Origin of the sequence: Affinundibacterium seohonense (assembly GCF_014284305.1) — a bacterium.
Taxonomy (GTDB): Bacteria; Pseudomonadota; Gammaproteobacteria; order Burkholderiales; family Burkholderiaceae_D; genus Undibacterium; species Undibacterium seohonense.
The window spans coordinates 83,854-99,699 of record NZ_JACOFW010000003.1 but is presented as its reverse complement, the minus strand read 5'-3'; the positions used below and the strand labels follow the sequence as shown (position 1 = coordinate 99,699).

The following is a 15,846-nucleotide window of genomic DNA, read 5'->3' as shown; positions in this document are numbered from 1 at the left end:
AGCAAAGCCGTGCCAATTATCTTGTTAGCGTTGCCCCAACGACGTCGTCGCAATCTGAAAACCCAAAGCGCGGTAGCATTCAAATTGGGTTTCGTCATAGAACTGATTGGCCGAGGATTGATGTGGGAAAGTCGGATCCTGCGTTTTATAATGGGCGATGTAGGGATTGTGATCAAATGCCACATCGTCGCTACGTAATTGGGACGTGAGATAAGCATCGGGTGCCAAGCTATCGCGCAGACTGAAGTCACCTAACAGCGAGGTTTTCAGGTAGATTAATTTGCCGACTTTTTCATTGCAATAGTAAATTGTGCCGATGGCGTAGTGTTGTTTGCCATTGCGGATATCGTCTAATCCTTCCATCACGATGATGACGCCAAAGTCGATTTGTACTAGACGAATAAGATCCGCAAGACCAGAAAACGTGAGCGCCAGATCTTCTTCGCTGTCACCTGCGATGATTAATCGGCATTCACGTCTTATCAATTCATAGATGCCTAGATTTTCAATATGACCACCATCGGATAAATTGACGTATGCCGTATCTGCGCTTAAATTACTGGCGAGTTCACGTAAAAAATAGCCAGGGTTGGGGCGATCACTAGACGCCTTTCCTTGCTTGATCCAATAGGGATTTTGCAACCAATAATCATAGCGAATATTGAGCATGCCCAAAATAAACACCAGCGGCTTAATAGTGCTCTTGCCTAAGTTTGGTGCTGCCGCTGCTGCGGAGATCGCCATTGCGGTAGCCAAATTGAGCTCGGGTGTATGTGTCTCCATTTCGCTAGTTTGGCAATAGCCGGTACTCATACTGCCGATATAGCGCTTGCTAAAAAAGAAGAAATCGCCGCGTCGGTCATCGCAATATGCTTGACTGGTGCGACTTAGATTTAAGGTGGTATTGAGTAGATGGTAAGGCGCAAAATTGGAGTCTAATGCCGATAATTTCAGATCATCAGTTTGTTCGATTTCGTCTTTGGCATTGAAGCCAAAGATATAGGCTTTGCTTAAACGATCACGATAAAAACGACTGATACTAGTGAAATTGGCATCGCCAGTGAGCCAGTTAAAACCCAGCAGAAGCATCGCGATGGCGGTAAATCCCGCTGGGCTGACCCATGCAAAACCAGCTTGCTGCGTGGGCATTGCGCTGAGTAGATCATTGCTGAGATGCAGATAAAACAGCCAAAATACTAAGAAGCCGATTAAGCCCAAAAGATAAATCCCCATGCGCGAAAATACATTAGCAATCTTGGGCAAAAGTTTGGCCGCAATCGCGCTTAAACCGAGGCTGCCAAAGCTCCCTAGCAAGGCGATTTCTTGAAAGCTGAATTGTTGACCGAGCTTGTCGCGATAAAGTTCTATTGCCCAGGGTTGTAGTTCCAAGGCGGCACAGACAAAAATTGCGGCCAAACACCAGCCTAAAAAACGACTGGCGCGACTACGAATCAACCAGCCAGCATTTCCTTTTTCTTTCTGCATTTGGGATTGCAATAATACGCTTACCAGAGGCGACAAAAGATAGACCGCACCCGTCAGCATGATGACCGTAATGGTCAAAGAAAACCGCTCGCTGCTTTTACTCAAGGGTATGCCAAGATCGCGAATCAAGGTCGCTAATTGATGGTGCCAATTGATAGGCGCGGAAAGTAGAATTGCACTGAGCGCGGCGAACAATAAAAGGAAAGGAAAGACGACAAAGAAATTGATCGCCATACCACGCAAAAATACGCTGGGAACCCGTAGTACATCAATCAATCCATTGGGAGCCATGTAGTTAGCGTTATTGCGTAAATGGCGGAAAATTGGATTTTCGGGCACGCCGGGTTGGTGTTGAAACAAGGCATCGTGCGCGATCGCTTGGGTTTTTTCGTCCGCCTGCGTATGTAACTTTGCTTGCGCTGCATTGACTGCGCTATAACAAGAACCGATGTAGCCACCACCAGAGACGGTCGATAGATAATCAACCGCCTTGAGTAAGCCTAGCTTACGTAATCCTTGTAAGATGCCGAGGTTGACTGTCGCGGATCGTATGCCACCGCCAGAGAATGCCAGACCGATCAGACCGCGATGGGCGACGGATTGATCAGCCTCCCAAGCAGATTGACTATTTTTAATCTCCTCTATGACCTCATTGAGCACTTTTGAACGCTTATCATGCGGCAGTAAAATGGCTTCAAAATCGATTAAGTCATGGTCGCGACGATAAATGATGTCGCCATCTTTGCTTAAGATTTTTCGTTGGTTGATTTCTTCAATTTCGGCACTGAAGATGTCGTGCAGGAGTTGATGCTTGTTATTCATGATGTGCAGCCCTTAATTCAAGACGGGATAACAACTCGCGATTTGGTATTGCGAATTTTAGTCATTCAGCTTTGATCAAATTCCAAATGCAAACTGACCGGAAAGGCTTGCTGATACTTGACCTTGCCAGCGTCGCCAGCAGCGCGACGTAAATTTTTACAACGTAAGAGTGCTTTGACAATCATGGGGATTTGCACCATGTTGATGTATTGACCGAAGCAGGTATGCATGCCGTAACCGAAATGCATGTACTGATAATCGGGTCTGTCTAGTCGGAAGGATTTAGGGTCATCGAGTTCACGACCATCCAACATGGCTGACTGCAAAGCCACCAGCACTTTGCTGCCTTTGGGGATTTTTTTAGAACGGAAACTGCCACTGGCGATCACATAGTCTTCATTCGCAATGCGAAATACTCCAGCACCAAAGCTATTAAATCGTAAGGCCTCTAACATAGTTTTACGTAGTGTCTCGTCATCATTCGCAAGCGCTGCTTGTTGCGCACCGGCGAGTAGCTCTGGATGATCTAGCAAATAGTCGATCACCAGTACCGCGCATTTCGAGGTGGTGGGCATTAAGCCGATGATGATGCCGATAATGTTATTGCGAATTTCTAGATCGCTCATGCCTGGCGTACCACTAGCTTGCAACTTCAGACAGCGGCCTATGATGTCGTCTTTGACTTGTCCGTCGGCGGCTTCTTGTTTTCGTTGTGCGATCAGTTGATCAAGATAGGCGCAGGTTTTGACACTGTTGGCAAGTGCGGCTTGATCGACTTCGTCAGGATTGTCTGGATAAAATAAATAAGCAAACATGCTGCTGGTCGAGTCAAATAATTCTTGCTGGCTTGGACCGGCCACCCCCAGATATTCTGCGCTAAATTGGCAAGGCACGATACTACTGAGTTGACTCACCATTTCGATTTTGCCATCGGCTTTAGCGACTAGCTGTTGGGCGAATTTTTCTACCATAGGCGCAATCACTTGTGCCACATCGTCACGACGTGCGACTAAACGCATATTTGAGACATCGCGGGTATAGGTTGGGGTGTCGTTCATGCCGAGGAAAAAATTGCTGCCCCCGGTGATCTTACCCATCTTTTCGGCATAAGTGACACCTAGTGCATCAGGGCGAGATAAGGCTTCTTGTACATCACTAAAACGCGTGATCAGTGCAAATTCTTTGATGATCAGATTCGGTTTGAAAGTGCGCAGTAGTCCGAAGATGAAAGCTAGGTTGTTAGTTGCCCAAGTTTTGATTCGTGTCGCGAAATCCATAAAGTTCTCCCATTGGTGGACGTAGGTGCATGCGTCATTTGCACTTTATGCGTCGTTGATAAATATTGTTTTTGTAAAATAAATTTTATTGAGCAACGAAGACTAAAGTAATTGTATTAAAAAGTCTATTTTCTAAAGTATTTATTGGTGTCAATAGTTTTACGTGTCTTGGCATGTCTTTTTATGAATAAGCAAAAAAAATGCCAGCACGGAGGCTGGCGTTGGCATACATACATCGCGAATTGATAGTTAAACTTGGATAGTGAAGTTGGGTGTAGTCTAGGGAATAAAGAATTTATCGCTACACGAAGTTGTCATCATTACGGATATACACAGTGATTGTCAAAGCCAAACATACACAACGAGTGATTAAGAAACGAGTAACAAATGGATGGCAAATTTGCTGCAAACAAGAGGCTCAATCAGCAACAAAAACGGCGTGAAACTTATTCTTATCGAAGTAGATGATTTGCGCGCTGGACTCATTAAACGCGAATCCAATGGCTTGATTTTTCACGACAAACGCATCACATTTTGTCACTTCTGGCTGGCAGGTAGGATGATACTTCCCAGCTTTGATCACGCTGAGGCTCGGTGGGTTCGGAGAGATGTCTTTAAAAGTTTGGATAATTTTCGCTGTTTGATTTGTTGGCATGGTCACCGCTAGCCCATACTTGCCTTCGGTCTTGTTCTCAACCAGTATGGCTTTTGTTTTGACCCTGGGACTAGTGAAAAAACCTTCGATCGCGACCAGACCACCTTGGCTAGATTTTTCTTTTGGTAGGGCTGTCCATCCAGCTGGCAGAAGAGCGTCCTTCTCTACTGCAAAACTGCTCGAAGCGGTAGCTAAAAGAGTAGTACCTAAAACGATATTGCAAACGAATTTCAGAACCTTGTCATGCATGCTGAATACCTCTAAAAGTGATGTGAGTTGTGATGACACGAGCGTCATAGTCGAGGCTCATACCAATCTGATACTAGCATTGCATGTGTTTATCTTAAACGTATTTAATTTTGATGGTTCATTAAGATTATTTGAGGGACTATTTTTCGGCAGGCGCGTAGAGTTTGTATACCTATAGCTGAAAAAAAACACAGGGATATCCGTGCTGGATCATCCCTGTGTTTTTCGTTGGATATTCTTAAAAACTACCTTATTCGTGAATACCCCATTGCGACAACATCCACGCATAATTGAATGCGCCTTCTTTGATTGCATCATAACGACCCGATGCGCCGCCATGACCGGCTGCCATATTGGTTTTTAAAAGCAGGGGATTGTTATCCGTTTTATGTGCGCGCAATTTTGCAACATACTTGGCTGGTTCCCAATACATGACCTGGCTATCGTTTAGACCCGTCGTGACCAACATGGCTGGATAAGCTTTCTTCTCGATATTGTCATACGGAGAATAGCTGCGCATGTAATCGTAGGCGGCCTTGTTGTTTGGATCGCCCCATTCCAAATATTCACCTGTCGTCAATGGCAAACTGGAATCCATCATCGTGTTCATCACATCGACGAAAGGAACAGCCGCGTGTACTGCTTTGAATAAGTCAGGACGCATATTGACGACGGCACCCATTAGCAAACCACCAGCACTACCACCTTGAATAATTAACTTATCTTTGCTAGTCCATTTTTCTTGGATCAAGAATTCTGCAGCAGCGATAAAGTCAGTGAAGGTGTTTTTCTTCTTCATCAACATACCATCTTCGTGCCAGCGTTCACCCAGATCGGTACCGCCACGAATGTGGGCTTGCACATAAATTACACCACGGTCGAGTAAGCTTAAACGACTCAAGGCAAAGGTCGCTTCGGTAGAAATACCATAGCTACCATAGGAATACAGCAGGGTAGGGGCAGTGCCATCAAACTTCACGCCCTTTTTATACACGGCCCACAATGGCACCTTGACGCCATCTTTTGCTGTTGCCCACAAGCGACGGGCTTCGTACTTGCTGGCGTCAAAACCACCGACCACTTCTTGTTGTTTCAAGATCTGGCGCTCACCGCTCGCCATGTCAACGTCCATCACCATCGGCGGTGTGGTGGGTGATTGGTAAGACATACGCAGTTTTTGCGCAGTGAATTCTGGCGTGCCTGTGGTGTTCGCTAAATACACTTCATCATTGAACTGTACGCTCTTCCATTGCCTGGACTTGAAGTTGTAAATGCGGGTGCGATTGAGCGCTTGGGTTTTTTCAGTCACCGCTAAAAAGTCACGGAACACTTCATAGTTGCCAACCAGAACTTTGTCATCGTGCTTAACGATTTCTTTCCAATTTTTCTCTGCGACTTTGCCGACAGGTGCCGTCACAATACGGAAGTTTTTCGCGTTCTTGTTGGTGCGGATAAACAAGCTACCATCACGATGTTCGACATTGTAGCGATGGCCTTTCGTACGACCCAATACGGATGCGAATGCGGCTTGTGGCTTGTCCGCAGCGATCATCCATGTTTCACTGGTATCCGTCGCGTAGGCTTGGAGTTGGATGAATTTTCTATCGTGGGTAGTGCCAACACCGATACCAAATTGCTCGACTTTTTCATGGTAAATTTCGCTCGCTTTTTCACCGAGGCTAAAGCGGAATAAGCGATCAGAGCGTTTGGTTGTCGCATCTTCCTGCACATAAAACATGGTCTTGTTATCTGCTGCCCACGCCATGCTGGTGACACGTTCAGCGGTGTCGCTTAAGAGTTCACCAGTTTTTAAATCTTTGATTTGTAATTTGAATTGGCGATAGCCCGTGGTGTCGGTCAAGTAGGCGAGGTAGCGATCGTCAGGACTCACCGAAGTGCCCGCGACCATGAAAAATTTTTGACCCTTGGCTAATTCATTTTGATCCAACAGAATCTCTTCTGCGGCTTTTTCATCGTAATTCATTTGCGCGTCGGCCAGGCGACGGCAATTGATGCCATATTGCTTGCCAGCTTCCGTACGAGAATAGTAATAATATTTGCCGCGACGCACAGGCACAGACAGATCCGTTTCTTTCATGCGTCCTTTGGTCTCGGCAAACAGTTTGTCGGCCAAAGGCTGCACACCTGCCGTCAGGGCCGCTGTGTAGTCATTCTCTGCATTCAGATAGGCGATGACGTTTGGATCTTCTTTTTTCTGTAACCAGCGGTAATCATCGGTGACCGTCTCACCGTGGCGGACTTCAGACCACTGGGCTTTGGCCGCGATGGGTGCTGATAGAGTTTTGCTCGCTTGTGCAGCGACTTGTGTGCTACTCATCGCCATGATCATAGAGACGCCGAGTGCAGACCAGTTTGTAGGGGACATAGATATCCTTATAAATAAAACAGTGAGGAATGCATCTTATGAGAGTTCGGCGAAGATGACAATATCGATCTTTTTTTTGCATCGATAACTCTGGCTAAAAGTCATAATTCGCTTGCATTACCGTTGGCTGTGCTTGAACGCTTTTACCTTCGATGATGATCGCAGCGTTGCTAAATGCATTATTTAAAAATTGACACTAGCGTTTGCCCATTTGGGATGAATGCGGTGCATTCGCTTGACTTGGTCAACCTTCAAAGTGAAATAGCCGTTACTATGCGTGTCCACATCAAATAAGAGTCCAAAATGAGCGATAACCAATCGAAAAAAACTTTACACCCATTAATGGCGATTGCCGCCATTGCCGTTATTATCTTTAGTCTGGTCGGCGTCGCAGCGATGACAGGTCTACTGCCAGGATCAAAGAGTGAAGTCAAACAAGATTCTATGCCTAACAGCTTGGCCACGGATGTCGCATCAGCACAATCTAAGGATGCTGTAGAGACTCCAGTTCAACCAGTCGCCTCAACTGACAATGCTGCGTCACGTCAAACATCCACCAATAGCAATAAAACCGTAACAGCGCGTCCGGCAGAAAAAGTTCGCGAACCAGTGAAGGTCGCAGAAGCGCCACGTAAGTCGATCTGCCAGCAATGTGGTGTGGTTGACTCTGTTACTAGTTATGAACAAAAAGCAGAAAAGGGTAGCGGCATTGGCGCCGTGGCAGGTGCTGTCCTTGGCGGTGTGATCGGTAATCAAGTCGGTGGCGGTAATGGACGTAAACTAGCGACAGTCGCTGGTGCTGTGGGTGGTGGTTACGCTGGCAACGAGATCGAAAAAAGTCGTAACACGCAAACCATCTACGAAGTCGTTGTGAAAATGGAAAACGGTGACATTCGCACCTTTAAGCCAAGCAATAAACCAGAGTGGCGCGAAGGCGATCGGGTACGATTGACCGATGGTCGCTTGGTTAGCAATGACTAGATGGTCGTGAAGGCGAAGCAAATTTGAGCTAATTTTGAGCTAAATTCGAGTCAAGTACGACTTAATATAAAACGCTCAAAATAAAATACAGACGGCGACTTGACATTCAAGTCGCCGTTTTTTATTCAGACGCAGATTGCGATAACGTCAGTATGCTATGCGCGACTAAATCTAAAGCTGGACGTGCATTACCTTGCTTGTCAGTCCAGACCTTGGGTGTCAATGCACCTGACAGACTAACACTCGCACCATCCTCCAAACCGAGCAAAGCCTCGCGCACAACATCGTTAAAGGCAATCACATTGCAGATGATGCCATCGCCATCATCTGTCATTGCTTTGACTTTGCAAGTTACGTAGCTAGAACCCGCATGGCCCGTTCTTTGTTCAGCGATGCCATATAGGCGTCCTGCGATCAGTGCATCTATCATCTTGAGTGCTTCATAAAAATGGAATGACGGCCATTATAGAGCCTGTCCCGTGGGTAGAACCTAAGCATTTAATGCCGGCAACATTTTAATACGTTACTGGTTCCTCTTTGATCGTACTTTTCTTCTTAATTGGGTGCGCTGTCGTACGGTCAAACGTATGCTGACCGCCTATATTCGGCCTCGAAGGTATCGCGATTCGAATTTATCCGCACTGATTCACGTAAAGGGCTGGGCCATGACTTACATTGATACAAAAGACCATACTAAGCTTTATGTAAAAGACTGGGGTGCAGGTCAGCCCATCATTTTGATTCACGGTTGGCCTTTATCGTCCGATAGCTGGGATGCACAAGCGATGGCAATCGCGGATGCAGGATATCGCGCGATTGCCTATGATTGTCGTGGTTTTGGCCGTTCTGCCCAACCCTGGGATGGCTACGATTATGATACTTTGAGCGACGATCTTGCTGCCGTGATTGAATACACACAAGCGCAGAACGCGATCATCGTAGGATTTTCTATGGGCGGTGGGGAAGTCGCTCGCTATATGTCGCGCCATGGTGGTAAGTCAGTGGCAAAAGCGGCACTGGTATCTTCTATCGTTCCCTTTCGCTTAAAGACGGCCGACAATCCAAGCGGCACTGAGCAAGCGGCATTTGATGAAACTGCGCAGAAAATCAATGAAGATCGTGCCAAGTTTTTCACTAGCTTCTTTCGTGCTTTTTTCGGTGCGGATACGCCCGGCAATGTGATCAGTGATGAGCTGTTAGACAATATGCGCAATATCGCTATGCAGGCTAGTCTCAAAGCGACTCTGGCATGCTTAAAGTCCTTTTCAAGCACGGATTTTCGCGGTGACTTAGCGCATTTTAAAGTACCGACTTTAATTATTCACGGCACAGAAGATAAGACCGTACCTATTGAAGCCTCGGCTAGATTGGCTGCACAAGGCATCAAGGACGCCAAGCTGATTGAATACCCCGGCGCGCCACACGGTTTGTTTGCAACGCATAGAGAAAAATTCACACAAGATTTGCTGACATTTATCCGTCAGTAGTGGCGAAGCCGTATTCCACTAACCGTTCATTGCATGTATTTAGGCAAGCAATGAGCGCAGCGAAGGTATATGGATGAAAGGCATATATTCGTGCCAGTCAAAGAAAAACGAAAACAGTACATGAATCGCTGGCGATGATAGAAAGGCCAGTAACAAATACTGCAGCAATTCTTTGCCATTGAATTTAAAAGACAAGGGCGGCACTAGCAAGGTCACAAGTGCGGGAACCGTATAATAAATCCACCACGGTAAACCTGCATTGTTTCCAAATTTAGCAAACACCATGCCGCCAACGACGACCAAAAGTGCGACTGCGATCACCTTGAAACCTTGAGGACGTCGTACGCGATGGCGAGTAACGAAGTACAAAATTGCCGTGAAGGCGACTAGTGATACGAGTATAAAAATTGAGAAACGACCGGCGACGGTGATGATGTTCGTTGGCATGAGTAGGATGTTGGCTGAATGTTGGTTATTGACCTAGCGGCGGCTGCCAGAGCTCAACTTTATTGCCTTCGGGATCAATCACCCAGGCAAATTTACCGTACTCAGATTCGTCTATCTTATCGAGCACATGGCAGCCTTCTTCTTTCAGTAGCTCAACTAAGCCAAGCAAATCGTCGACTCGATAATTGATCATAAAAGGTGCCGAGCTGGGGGCGAACGCATCTCCCTCTTGGCCACCGATAGACCAAATCGTGGTGCCACCGACTGGCTTGCCTTCCTTGTCCGCCCAACTAAAAGCTGTGCCACCCCAAGCCTGAACATCAATGCCTAAATGCTGTTTGTACCAAGCCTGCAATGCCGGTGCATCCTTAGCTTTGAAAAAGATACCGCCTATGCCTGTGACTCTTTGCATGTTGCCTCCTGTTTGAGAAGAAAAACGACTGAATCGCGATATGCCTTGATCGCATGGCTAGATAGTAAGGTGTATGCAGCCTGTCTGCCAACTTTTTAGATCATGCAATGAATAAGCTGATGAGAAATAGTCCAAAAAGAGAATAATCGTACGTTGTCGAACAGACTCTTACCCATCAATCTCCTATTGTCAGTAGAAAGAGGAGCATCTCGACCGATTGCTTTTACGGTGAATCGTAGCTCTTTCCAATTAACCATTTTAGGAGAACCACAAATGAATCAAATCATGGCGAGCGACCACACTGCCCACAATAAAGAGATGCAATCGTGTATTGAAGCCTGCACGCATTGCCACGCGACTTGTTTGCACACGGCGATGATGCATTGTCTGGAGATGGGCGGAGCGCATGTCGAAGCCACGCATTTTCGACTAATGATGGATTGCGCTGCGATCTGTCAAACATCCGCCAACATGCATTTATCTGGTTCACCATTCCATCAAGCGCTTTGCGGCATTTGCGCTGATATTTGTGAGGCTTGCGCCAAAAGCTGTGAAGCCGTTGGCGGCATGGATGCCTGTGTCAAGGCTTGTCACGATTGCGCTGCAAGCTGCCGTAAGATGTGTGACAAAGCTGGCTGAATTTAGGCGACGACGGACAACGCTGTTTTGCAGTTATCGTAAATCAGCAGTCCGTCGAAATAGACCTTATTTGAGCTGCTGACTAAATAACCAATCACGCCACCAGTATCCGGGATAGACATCGGAAGGTGGCTGATGCTTCAGCCCTTTGTACTCTCTCAATGTGACTTGCTGCCCAGCTTGACTAGCAATCGCTTGGACAAATCGTCGATCAGCGGTAATCGGGTTCTCTAAATCTGCGTCACCGTGAATCACGATGATAGGGAGATTCGTAAAACTGTTTGCCAGAGAGTTAGGCGGCGCGATTCCACACATGGGAACAATGCCTGCAAACATACCCGGTGCGATGCTTGGCAACAGCCAAGTTGCTGAGCCACCCATAGAAAATCCCGAGGCGTAGATCCGTGATTTATCCACGGGATTTGCTGCGCTAAATTGCTTAATTAGCTCAACTGTGTCATTCAACATAGCCGAAGGCACAGCATGTTGACCCGGTGAAGCTGGACCATAGTTCGCGCTTCTGATTGAAAACTGCGGAATCAAAATAAAGGCCTGATACCGATCGCGAACATCCGGCATTGCCCAGCTTTTCGCCAGTCGATCTAACTGGCTTACATTGTCAGTCCCAATTTCTCCTGATCCATGCAGTTGGACTACTAGCGGATAAATTTTTCCTGGAATTAGTTTTGATGGCCGCAGCAAGCGATAGGGTAATTGCGCACCGCGTGAAGAGACAAAATTGGCGCTCTCAAATTGCTCGGCGGATACCGTATTGAAAATTTCTCGTGACAGGGGAGTGGGGTTGTCTATCAGTTCTTGTTTTGGGGAGATGCTTGCGCAGCTTGTCAGGGCTGCGCAGAGAAGGAAAATGAGTATTTTTGTTTTTTTCATTGACTGATTTGGGTTGTGTAACTTCAGGTTTTGCGTTTGAGATGAGAGGCTAACAGGGGCGAGCGTGCGTTGGTAAAAGTGTTCAAGTTTGAACCGCCGTCATTTGTTCAATCGATCAAAGGCTAGATTTCTGCGCCAAGACTATACAAATGGGCATGGGCGCTTTCGGATTTGCTCGAAGTGATGAACAGCACAAAATACGCTGTACTCGATACGCCCACGTGTACAACTGGCATTTTTGCCACTCTGAGTTTGGTCTTCAGTTCCTAACTGTTGAAAAAACTCGCGATCACTTTCGAGAATAATTCTTTCAGATTCGATGCGTTGGTTTCTGATTTCTAGTTCTGAAAATATTCTAGGTCCTTGAACCCAAGTAAAGGATTCAACGCCTTTAGGGCCTGCTTCCACAAATTTAATCCACAATTCCAGTCCTTTAGCGCGAGATACGCTATTCATGTGTCCCATAGTTGAAAGATCTGGATCGTCCAAATAAGCGAAACCTTCCTCATCCAGCCGCAATGTCCAACCGCTTTCCTCATGTACTAACCATGTATCGGGATGTTCACTATCATTGACGTTGAGTTCATCAACGATTTCAGCCAGACGTTTGACGGGTGGGGAATCTTCACTCCCGCCCCAGCGAGTCTCTACAAAGTAAGGTGATTGAGCCATACGAGATCTAACTTGTTTCAATGTGAAAGAAAACGAAGTTAACATACAAATGTAAGAATCACAATGATGTTTCAAATGCTCGGTGAATCTTGTAACTGCTATTTTTCCGGCAGTTGCGTAGTGATTTCGTCTATAGGTCAGAGCAAGCGCCATCCCTTCAATTCCACAAAACAACAAAACCTCGCGTTTTTTGCTTTACTTTTCAAAGCGCTTTGAATTAAACTGGAAATCAATCCAAAGCGCTTTGAATTAACCCATTAAAAATTCACAAAAAATCATTCAATCAGCGCTTTTTAATTTTCCAGAATATGAGTAAGTCTATGAAACCAGCCTGCATTTTTGACCTAGATGGTGTGATTGTGGATACCGCGAAGTATCACTATCTGGCTTGGAAGCGTTTGGCGAATAGTTTGGGTTTTGATTTTACTGAGCATGACAATGAGCAGCTTAAAGGTGTCAGTCGGGTTGAGTCTTTGAAATTGATTTTGCGCTTGGGTGGCAAGCAGCTTGATGACGCGGAATTTGATGCGGCCTTGGTGCGTAAGAATGGTTGGTACTTGGAATACATACAGCAAATCGGACCAGAAGAAATTTTGCCAGGTGCTGCCGAGTTTTTGACTTCAGTGCGCGCGCAGGGCATCAAAGTGGCGCTGGGATCAGCGAGTAAAAATGCGGTCTTGATCTTGGAGCGCATACAGTTGCTCGATCAGTTTGATGCGATTGTCGATGGCAATAAAGTCAGTAAAGCCAAACCCGATCCTGAAGTGTTCTTAAAAGCGGCGGAAGAATTAGCAGTGCCTGCTAGCGCGTGCATCGTGTTTGAAGATGCGGTGGCAGGTGTGCAGGCGGCACGTAATGCGGGCATGAAAGTGGTGGGTATCGGCAGTGCGGCCGTACTAGATCAGGCGCATTTTGTGTTGCCGAATTTTGCAGGTTTGAGCATCGCAGATGTGCTTGCCAGATTCGCGTAGTTGAAGAAGATAACTAACAAAATAACGAACAAAATAACGAACAAAATAAAACCAAGACGGATGAAATAGCAATGAGAGATTACATCAAAAAAGACCCGTGGAATATCATCGAAGAAGGCTTTGATCCTGCTTTGAATCGTATCTCCGAAAGTATCTTTTCGATAGGCAATGGCAAGATGGGCCAGCGTGCCAATTTTGAAGAAAAATACAGTGGCAGCAGTTTGCGCGGCAGCTATGTGGCAGGCGTTTACTACCCAGATAAAACGCGTGTCGGTTGGTGGAAAAATGGTTATCCAGAATATTTCGCCAAGGTGCTCAATGCGACCAATTGGATCGGCATTAACGTCAATGTCGATGGCGAAGAACTCGATTTGGCAACGGCGAGCGTAGCGAATTTTAAGCGTGTGTTGAACATGCAAGAAGGTATCTTGCAACGTAGCTTTGTGGCGACCTTAGCTTCCGGCAAGCAAATCGAGGTGCAGTCAACACGTTTCACCAGCATCGTCGATACCGACAATGCGGTGATTCGCTATTCGGTCAAAGCTTTGAATTTCAGCGGTAAGCTCACGTTCACACCTTTGCTTGATTTGAATGTGGTGAATCAAGATTCCAATTACGACGAACAGTTTTGGGTAGAGATTTCACGTAGCGCAGAATTGGGTGTTGCCGCGATTACTGGTGAAACTAAGAAGACTGCGTTTCATGTGGCGACGGCGTTTGCTTTGTCATTGGAAATTGATGGTGCATCTCAGACGTTACAAGCGGAACCAATCTCGAAAGAAAAATTTGTCGCGAATGTCGTGCATGTTGATATCGCGCAGGGACAGTCTGTTAGCTTGATTAAGTACGTTGCGGTGGTTTCTTCACTCTATGCTGAGAAGGCGACGATACAGGCGACTGCGAAAGCAAGTGCTGCCGCGGCGCAGACGAAGGGCTTTGACAACATGCTGAGTGAGCAGCGCGCGGCATGGGCGAAAAAGTGGGCGGAATGCGATATCACGATTGATGGCGATGTCGCTGCACAGCAAGCGATCCGTTTCAATATTTTGCAAATGAATCAAACCTATACAGGTGAAGATGAGCGCCTGAATATCGGCCCGAAAGGTTTCACTGGCGAGAAATATGGTGGCGTGACTTATTGGGATACCGAAGCGTATTGCTTACCTTTTTATCTGAAAACTGCCGATCCAAAAGTCGCACGTCAATTGCTCGTCTATCGCTACAAGCATCTCGGCCGCGCGATTGAGAATGCCGCCAAGCTGGGCTTTAAGCATGGCGCGGCTTTGTATCCTATGGTCACGATTAATGGCGAAGAGTGCCATAACGAATGGGAAATTACTTTCGAAGAAATTCACCGCAATGGCGCGATGAGTTTTGCGATATACAACTACATCAATCATACGGGTGATGTTGGTTATTTAGCAGAGTACGGCCTGGAAGTCTTGATCGCGATTTCACGTTTCTGGCGTCAACGCGTGCAATGGTCAGATCGTCGCAATGGCTACATCATGTTGGGTGTGACGGGGCCAAATGAATACGAGAATAACGTCAATAATAATTGGTACACCAATTTGCTGGCGCAATGGACTTTGAATTACACCCGCGAATCCTTAGCGCAAGTTAAAGCGAGCGATCCTGCACGTTACGCCGAGATCGTCGCTAAAACCCAATTGGGCGGGCACGAAGACGAAGAAACAATTTGGGCCGATGTCGCAGAAAAAATCGTCTTGCCAGTCGATGCGCCAACTGGTGTGTTTATTCAGCATGACGGCTTTATGGATAAAGAATTGTTGCCGATGTCAGCGATTCCTAAAGGTGAATATCCAATTCATAAAAATTGGTCGTGGGATAGAATTTTGCGCTCTTGCTATATTAAGCAAGCCGACGTTTTGCAGGGGATTTATACCTTTGAAGCGAACTACGATAAAGAGACGCTTAAGAAGAATTTTGACTTCTATGAACCTCTGACCGTGCATGAATCTTCATTGTCACCGTGCATCCATTCCATTTTGGCGTCGTCCTTGGGCTATGACGATTTGGCATACAAATTCTATCTGCGTACTGCGCGTTTGGATCTGGATGACTACAACCACGATACGGATGATGGCTTGCATATCACCTCGATGGCTGGCACCTGGATGTCAGTGGTTGAAGGCTTTGGCGGTGTGCGTGTGCAGCAAGGCGTTTTGTGTTTGAATCCAAGTTTGCCTAAGCAATGGCAGGGCTATTCTTTCAGAATTACCTTCCGTGGTGCTTTGTTGAAAGTGACAGTTGCCAACGACGCTGTCATGATAGAAAATGAGTCCGATGTTGGTTTGACTTTGCGGCTGGCTGGCGAAGAAAAACAAGTGGCTGCACGTGAGACTTTGACGGTGGCGCGGTAAGTGTTGAATTAAAATGGGTATCAGCTAGAACCCCTCTCCCGCTTGCGGGAGAGGGGCTTAAGCGAAGTAGTTCATCTCATTTTTGAGA

The 15,846-nt window shown here is 46.5% G+C and carries 14 protein-coding genes; 5 read left to right on the top strand and 9 right to left on the bottom strand.

From position 1 onward, the window contains the following. Positions 1-24: 24 nt before the first annotated feature. The 4 genes from H8K52_RS04030 to H8K52_RS04015 all read right to left on the bottom strand — a co-directional run bounded on the left by H8K52_RS04030 (position 25) and on the right by H8K52_RS04015 (position 6,874). Positions 25-2,307: a patatin-like phospholipase family protein gene (locus tag H8K52_RS04030; protein WP_186921611.1), complete on the bottom strand. Its 2,283-nt coding sequence runs from the start codon at positions 2,305-2,307 to the stop codon at positions 25-27. A gap of 65 nt (positions 2,308-2,372) precedes the next feature. After that, a complete protein-coding gene (locus tag H8K52_RS04025; RefSeq protein ID WP_186921610.1) occupies positions 2,373-3,584 on the bottom strand; it encodes a cytochrome P450 in 1,212 nt (403 codons plus the stop codon). A 418-nt stretch (positions 3,585-4,002) separates the two neighbouring features. Further along, the gene (locus H8K52_RS04020; RefSeq protein WP_186921609.1) at positions 4,003-4,488 is read right to left on the bottom strand and encodes a hypothetical protein; all 486 of its coding nucleotides are present in this window, start codon (positions 4,486-4,488) and stop codon (positions 4,003-4,005) included. Positions 4,489-4,738: 250 nt separating this feature from the next. Continuing rightward, the gene (locus H8K52_RS04015; RefSeq protein ID WP_246464262.1) at positions 4,739-6,874 is read right to left on the bottom strand and encodes a S9 family peptidase; all 2,136 of its coding nucleotides are present in this window, start codon (positions 6,872-6,874) and stop codon (positions 4,739-4,741) included. Between the two features lie 303 nt (positions 6,875-7,177). On the opposite strand from H8K52_RS04015, the gene H8K52_RS04010 reads away from it, so the two are divergent. Continuing rightward, positions 7,178-7,855 (top strand): outer membrane lipoprotein, encoded by a 678-nt coding sequence (locus H8K52_RS04010; protein ID WP_186921608.1) that lies wholly within the window; start codon positions 7,178-7,180, stop codon positions 7,853-7,855. A 121-nt stretch (positions 7,856-7,976) separates the two neighbouring features. On the opposite strand, the gene H8K52_RS04005 is transcribed toward H8K52_RS04010, so the two are convergent. Further along, positions 7,977-8,285, bottom strand: coding sequence for a single stranded DNA-binding domain-containing protein (locus H8K52_RS04005; protein ID WP_186921607.1), 309 nt, complete (start codon positions 8,283-8,285; stop codon positions 7,977-7,979). Positions 8,286-8,520: 235 nt separating this feature from the next. Between H8K52_RS04005 and H8K52_RS04000 the strand changes: the two genes are divergently transcribed. Further along, complete coding sequence (locus H8K52_RS04000; RefSeq protein WP_186921606.1) at positions 8,521-9,342, top strand: alpha/beta fold hydrolase; 822 nt, start codon at positions 8,521-8,523, stop codon at positions 9,340-9,342. 39 nt (positions 9,343-9,381) lie between these two features. Here H8K52_RS04000 and H8K52_RS03995 read toward each other — a convergent pair whose 3' ends face one another. Both H8K52_RS03995 and H8K52_RS03990 read right to left on the bottom strand, forming a co-directional pair. Then, positions 9,382-9,789 carry a hypothetical protein gene (locus H8K52_RS03995; protein WP_186921605.1) on the bottom strand — a complete coding sequence of 136 codons (408 nt, stop codon included), beginning with the start codon at positions 9,787-9,789 and terminating at the stop codon, positions 9,382-9,384. Positions 9,790-9,814: 25 nt separating this feature from the next. Further along, positions 9,815-10,201 (bottom strand): VOC family protein, encoded by a 387-nt coding sequence (locus H8K52_RS03990; protein WP_186921604.1) that lies wholly within the window; start codon positions 10,199-10,201, stop codon positions 9,815-9,817. Positions 10,202-10,474: 273 nt separating this feature from the next. Here H8K52_RS03990 and H8K52_RS03985 point away from each other — a divergent pair, with 273 nt between their 5' ends. Continuing rightward, positions 10,475-10,840: a four-helix bundle copper-binding protein gene (locus H8K52_RS03985; RefSeq protein ID WP_186921603.1), complete on the top strand. Its 366-nt coding sequence runs from the start codon at positions 10,475-10,477 to the stop codon at positions 10,838-10,840. A gap of 66 nt (positions 10,841-10,906) precedes the next feature. Here H8K52_RS03985 and H8K52_RS03980 read toward each other — a convergent pair whose 3' ends face one another. Together H8K52_RS03980 and H8K52_RS03975 are read right to left on the bottom strand one after the other, a co-directional pair. Further along, entirely contained in the window at positions 10,907-11,731 is an 825-nt protein-coding gene (locus H8K52_RS03980) for a carboxylesterase family protein (RefSeq protein WP_186921602.1), read from the bottom strand. A 141-nt stretch (positions 11,732-11,872) separates the two neighbouring features. After that, a complete protein-coding gene (locus H8K52_RS03975) occupies positions 11,873-12,556 on the bottom strand; it encodes a hypothetical protein (RefSeq protein WP_186921601.1) in 684 nt (227 codons plus the stop codon). A gap of 167 nt (positions 12,557-12,723) precedes the next feature. Between H8K52_RS03975 and pgmB the strand changes: the two genes are divergently transcribed. Both pgmB and H8K52_RS03965 read left to right on the top strand, forming a co-directional pair. Then, a complete protein-coding gene (pgmB, locus tag H8K52_RS03970) occupies positions 12,724-13,374 on the top strand; it encodes a beta-phosphoglucomutase (RefSeq protein WP_186921600.1) in 651 nt (216 codons plus the stop codon). 71 nt (positions 13,375-13,445) lie between these two features. Then, positions 13,446-15,758: a family 65 glycosyl hydrolase domain-containing protein gene (locus tag H8K52_RS03965; RefSeq protein WP_186921599.1), complete on the top strand. Its 2,313-nt coding sequence runs from the start codon at positions 13,446-13,448 to the stop codon at positions 15,756-15,758. Positions 15,759-15,846 lie beyond the last annotated feature (88 nt).